Source organism: Actinotalea sp. (assembly GCF_041597215.1).
Lineage (GTDB): Bacteria > Actinomycetota > Actinomycetes > Actinomycetales > Cellulomonadaceae > Actinotalea.
In genome coordinates, this window is the sequence record NZ_JBFHHB010000204.1 from 1 (window position 1) to 5,834 (window position 5,834).

Here is a 5,834-nt window from a genome sequence, read left to right on the forward strand (position 1 = left end):
GACCGCGTCCAGGGAGTCCGCGGAGCCGTCCGCCCCGACCACGACCCCTGCGGCGTCCGGTGCCGGCAGATGCGGGACGATCACGACGGGGCACGGGGCACCGGCCGCGATCTGGTAGCTGAGGGAACCCGAGAAGACCCGCTCGACCGCACTCATCCGATGGGTGCCGATGACGAGCAGCTCGGCGTCCTTCGCGAGGTCGGACAGGGCCTCGGCAGGCTGACGACGGTCGATGTCCGAGGTCACGGGGACCGTCGGTGCGATCTCGGCGACCCGGGCCGTCGCCTTCTCCAGGAGCGTCGCGGCGCCCTGGATGATGCCGTCGTCGTAGAGCAGGTCGATCGCGACGGTCGGGATACCGGTCGCGTTCACGAGGCGCAGCGCCGCTCCTCGCTGAGCCGCGGCCTGGGCTGCCCAGACCAGGGCATCGTCACTGTGGGGAAGGTCCTCGACTCCGACGAGGATGGTCTTGCGCATGACGTTCACCTCCGGCGGAGGAGGCTGCGGCACGTGGTCGAGTCCGCGTGCTCCGACGGTCCCGCTCCGCTTCCAGCGTGGCCCTGCTCCGGGTCCGGCGCAAGGTGATCGACACGGCCGACCCGCCGCGACCGCGTTCCTCGGGGATCGGGGAGAATGGCTCCTCGTGAGCGAGGAACCGCAGGACCGGACGCCAGGCGGCGCGCGGTCCCGGCGTCAGCGCCGCCCCCGGCCGGCCGCAGGAGCGCGCGCCGGACGGGACGGGGCGGGCCGCACCGCCGGACGGGGCGAGGCGGGCCGCACCGAGGCGGGCCGGACACGTCGCGCCGCGGCGCGCGCCGAGGTCGTCGTCCCCCCGATCACCTACCCCGAGCAGCTGCCCGTCTCGGCACGTCGTGCGGAGATCGCCGCGGCGATCCGCGACCACCAGGTCGTCGTCGTGTCCGGCGAGACGGGCTCGGGGAAGACGACCCAGCTGCCCAAGATCCTGCTCGAGCTCGGCAGGGGACGGTCCGGCCAGATCGGCCACACCCAGCCCCGACGGATCGCCGCGCGCACCGTGGCGGAGCGGATCAGCGAGGAGCTCACCGGTGGCACCGGGGCGCTGGGCACGCTCGTCGGCTACCAGGTGCGGTTCACCGACCAGTCCTCGGAGCAGACCCTGGTCAAGGTCATGACCGACGGGATCCTGCTCGCCCAGATCCAGCGTGATCCCCTGCTGCTGGGCTACGACACGCTCATCATCGACGAGGCGCACGAGCGGTCCCTCAACATCGACTTCCTGCTCGGGTACCTGACCCGGCTGCTGCCCCGTCGCCCCGACCTCAAGCTCGTCATCACCTCGGCGACGATCGACTCCGGCCGGTTCGCCCGGCACTTCTCCGGCCCTGCGGACGCCGAGCACCCCGATGGGGTCCCGGCGCCCGTCGTGGAGGTCACCGGCCGCACGTTCCCGGTCGAGATCCGGTACCGCCCGTTGTCCCCGGACCCGGAACCGGCCGAGGACGAGCTGAGCAGCGGGTCCGTCGCTGCCGCCGACGCGCGCGGCTCGCGCAGCACGGCCCGTGTCGGCAAGGCGGCACCGGGCCGGAGCGGGTCGACGAAGGGCCGACCGACCCCCGCCCGCGGGGACGAGGACCGCGACCTGATGACCGCCCTGTGCGAGGCCGTCGACGAGCTGAGCGCGGAGGGGCCCGGCGACATCCTCGCCTTCTTTTCGGGGGAGCGGGAGATCCGCGACGCGGAGGACGCGCTGCGCTCGCACCTCGGCCCGCTCGCCCTGGGCGCGGGCCCGCGCTCGCCCCGCTCGGTGGAGATCGTCCCGCTGTACTCGCGGCTGTCCTCCGCCGAGCAGCACCGCGTCTTCGAGCCGCACGAGACCCGGCGCGTGGTCCTGGCCACCAACGTGGCGGAGACCTCGCTGACGGTCCCGGGGGTCCGCTACGTCATCGACCCGGGCACGGCGCGCATCTCGCGGTGGTCCAAGGCGACCAAGGTCCAGCGCCTGCCGATCGAGCCGATCAGCCAGGCCAGCGCGAACCAGCGCTCGGGCCGCTGCGGACGAGTGGCCGACGGCATCGCGATCCGGCTCTACTCCGAGGACGACTTCGCCTCGCGGCCCGAGTTCACCGAGCCGGAGATCCTGCGGACCTCGCTGGCCTCGGTGATCCTGCAGATGATCGCCGTCGGGGTGGCTGCCTCACCGGCCGACGTCTCGGCCTTCCCGTTCGTCGACCCGCCCGACACCCGCTCGGTGCGCGACGGGGTCCAGCTGCTCACCGAGCTGGGTGCCCTCCGGACGAGCGAGGGGACGACGCGGCTGACCGACACGGGGCGCGCGCTCGCCCTGCTGCCGATGGACCCGCGGCTCGCGCGGATGATCGTCGAGGGCGGCCGCCGCGACGTCGCCCGCGAGGTCATGGTCATCGCCGCTGCGCTGTCGATCCAGGACCCGCGCGAACGCCCTGCCGATCAGCGCGAGGTGGCCGACGCCTCCCACGCGCGCTTCGCCGACCCGAGCTCCGACTTCCTCTCCTACCTCAACCTCTGGCACTACGTGCGCGACCAGCAGCGCGAGCTGTCCGGGAGCGCCTTCCGTCGGCTCTGCCGGGCCGAGCACCTCAACTACCTGCGGTTGCGCGAGTGGCAGGACGTCGTCACCCAGCTCAAGGAGCTCGCCAAGCCGCTCGGCATCACGGTGCGACCGCCCGCGCGGGTCAACACCGCGAGCAGCGGCACGACGAACGGTGACACGGCGGACCAGCGGGCCGCCGACGCGGCACCGGACCTGCGACGGGAGTGGGACGCGGACCGGATCCACCAGGCCCTGCTCGCCGGGCTGCTCTCGCACCTGGGCATGCAGGAGGCCACCGAGGTCAAGGCGGGCGGTGCCCGCGAGACCAAGGGCGGGCGGGACGCACGGGGCGGCCGGCCCCGGCCACGCAACGAGTACCTGGGCGCCCGGGGTGCGCGGTTCGCCATCTTCCCCGGCTCGGCCCTCGCGAAGAGGCCGCCGGCATGGGTCATGGCGGGCGAGCTGGTGGAGACCTCCCGCCTGTGGGGGCGCGACGTCGCGAGGATCCAGCCCGAATGGGCGGAGGAGCTCGCAGCCCACCTGGTCAAGCGCACCTACTCCGAGCCGGCCTGGTCCACCAAGCAGGGCGCGGCGATGGCGATGGAGAAGGTGCTGCTCTACGGGATGCCGATCGTCGCGCAGCGCAAGGTGCTGTTCTCGAAGGTCGACCCCGAGCACGCGCGCGAGCTGTTCATCCGCCATGCCCTCGTCCAGGGCGAGTGGACCACCCACCACCGCTTCTTCGCCGAGAACCGGGCCCTGCTCGACGAGGCGACGGAGCTGGAGAACCGTGCGCGGCGACGGGGACTCGTCGTCGACGACGACACGCTGTACGCGTTCTACGACGCGCGCGTCCCGGCCGATGTCGTCTCGGCACGGCACTTCGACCGCTGGTGGAACGGCGCCCGGCGGCGCGAGCCCGACCTGCTGACCTTCGACCTCGAGATGCTCGTGCCGAGCGACGCCGCCGAGGCGCGCGATCCCGAGCTCTTCCCGGACATGTGGCCGCACGGCGACCTGCTGCTGCCCCTGACCTACCAGTTCGACCCGGGCGCCGAGTCCGACGGAGTCACGGTGCACATCCCCGTGGCCGTGCTCAACCGAGTGGTTGAGCACGGATTCGACCGCCTGGTCCCCGGCCTGGAGGGCGAGCTCGCCGTCGCGACCATCCGTGCGTTGCCCAAGCCCGTGCGCGTCCAGCTGGTGCCGGCGCCCGATGTCGCAGCCGAGATCGTCTCGTGGATCCGGCGCACCCAGCCGGCATGGGCCGACGTCGTCCGGGCGGCGGACATGGCCCCGTCCTGGCGCGAGGTCTTCGCGGCGGCCGTCCGCGACCTGCGAGGGGTCGAGATCCCCGACGACGCCTGGGACGAGAGCCGGCTGCCCGCCCATCTGCGGATGACGTTCCGCGTCCAGGAGGACCGTCGCGGCGGGACCGTCCTGCTCGACGAGGGCACGGACCTGCGCGCCCTGCAGCGTCGGCTCGCCGCGCACTCCGAGCAGGCGGTGCGCGCGGCCGTCAGGGACGCGGTGCGCGAGGCCGTGCGCGAACGCGACCGGCGCGGGGACGGCGGCAGCGCGGCGGGACACGACCAGACGGGTACACGGCAGGCGGGCCCGACGTCGCCCGGGACAGCACGACCGAACGCCCCACGGCCCGGCGCCCCACGGCCCGGCGCCCCACGGCCCGGCGCCCCAGGAGCTGCGGACCCCGGCCTCGACCGCGAGGCGCTGACGGACTGGCCGGCCGACCTTCCCGACGGGACGCTGCCCGAGCAGGTCACGTCGACCGCCGGGGGGCTCACGGTGCACGGCTACCCCAGCCTCGTCGTCGGGGCCCGCGGCGCCGGCGCCGGACGCGTCGACCTGCGCGTCCTCACCGCGCCGGCTCCGCGCAGGCACGCCGAGGCCGTGCGGGAGCTCCTCCTGGCGGCGCTCGCCCTGCCGACCGGTCGGGTCACCAGCAGGTGGTCCGCCCCGCAGTCGCTGACCCTCGCCGCGAGCCCGTACCCGACGACGGCGGCCCTCGTGCTGGACCTGCAGCGCACGGCCCTGGACGCGCTGATCGCGGAGGCGACCACCGGCCCGGTACGCGACGCCGCCACCTTCGCGCGGCTGCGCACCACCCTGCGCGACAGCCTGGAGGACCGTACGGCCCGGGTCGCGAGCGACGCCTCCGCGGTGTTGGCAGCAGCCCGGGAGCTCGACGCCGACCTGCGCGGAGCGGGGAGCCTCGCCCTGCTGAGCACGGTCCAGGACCTGCGGGGCCAGCTCGCGGCGCTCGTCGGCGACGGCTTCCTCGTGCGCACCGGGGCCGCCCGGCTCCCGCACCTGGTGCGCTACCTCAAGGCCGCGCGGCACCGCCTGGCGAAGGCCGCCGAGAACCCCGGCCGGGACGAGGGCCTGGCCTGGCAGGTCCGCGAGCTCGAGCAGGAGTACGAAGCCGCTCGTGCCGCACTCGAGGCGCGCGCGGGCGGTGCGGGTGGTGCGGGGGCGGACGAGCGGCTCGACGAGGTGCGCTGGTTGCTCGAGGAGCTGCGCGTGAGCCTGTTCGCCCAGCAGCTCGGCACTCCCGTCCCGGTCTCGGCCAAGCGCATCCGCACGCTGCTCGCCGCCGTCTGAGCCGCCCGCGGGGCTCTCGCTACGGCAGGCGCAGGAGGACCGCGGCGTCCCCCGCGAGCAGCCGCTCGGGTTCCGGCCCGTATTCAACAGATCGGCTGAGCAGCTCCGCATCCGTCGCCATCGGACCGGTCGTCGAGTCCGTCACGGCGTCCGGGACGCTGCTCGCGAGGATCTCCCCGTGCGGCAGGGGAACGGGCTGGGCACCGAGGTTCAGCACCACCAGGAGAGTGCCCACCCCGGGTGCCCGTCGTTCCATCCGCACCACCTGCGGGTCGGCGTCGAGCAGCCGGACCGCCCCGCCCCTCATCGCCGGCTCGGCCCGCCGCAAGCGCAGCAGGTCCCGGTAGAGGGCGAGGGTCGATCCCTCGTCCCGCTCCTGCTCCGCGACGCTCAGCGGGCCCCAGTCGGCCGGTACCGGGAGCCACGACCGGCCCGTCGTGCTGAACCCGAAGGGCGGTGCGGTACCGGACCACGGCAAGGGGACGCGGCAACCGTCCCGTCCGCGCCCGGCTCCCCCGCTGCGCCGGAAGGCGGGGTCCCGGAGCGCGGAGTCGGGCAGGTCGGTGACCTCCGGGAGGCCCAGCTCCTGGCCGGCGTAGAGGAAGGCCGCGCCCGGCAGGGAGAGCAGGAGCACCGCCATCGCCCGCGCCCGCCGCGTCCC

3 protein-coding genes are annotated in these 5,834 nt (G+C 74.5%); 1 reads left to right on the top strand and 2 read right to left on the bottom strand.

All coding sequences use genetic code 11. The features are described 5' to 3' along the window. Positions 1-477 (bottom strand): universal stress protein (locus ABWK99_RS12740; RefSeq protein WP_372595078.1); only part of this gene is annotated, 477 nt, incomplete at its 3' end. A gap of 166 nt (positions 478-643) precedes the next feature. Here ABWK99_RS12740 and ABWK99_RS12745 point away from each other — a divergent pair. Continuing rightward, positions 644-5,173, top strand: coding sequence for a DUF3418 domain-containing protein (locus ABWK99_RS12745; RefSeq protein ID WP_372595079.1), 4,530 nt, complete (start codon positions 644-646; stop codon positions 5,171-5,173). A 19-nt stretch (positions 5,174-5,192) separates the two neighbouring features. On the opposite strand, the gene ABWK99_RS12750 is transcribed toward ABWK99_RS12745, so the two are convergent. After that, positions 5,193-5,834 (bottom strand): DUF3459 domain-containing protein (locus ABWK99_RS12750; protein ID WP_372595080.1); only part of this gene is annotated, 642 nt, incomplete at its 5' end.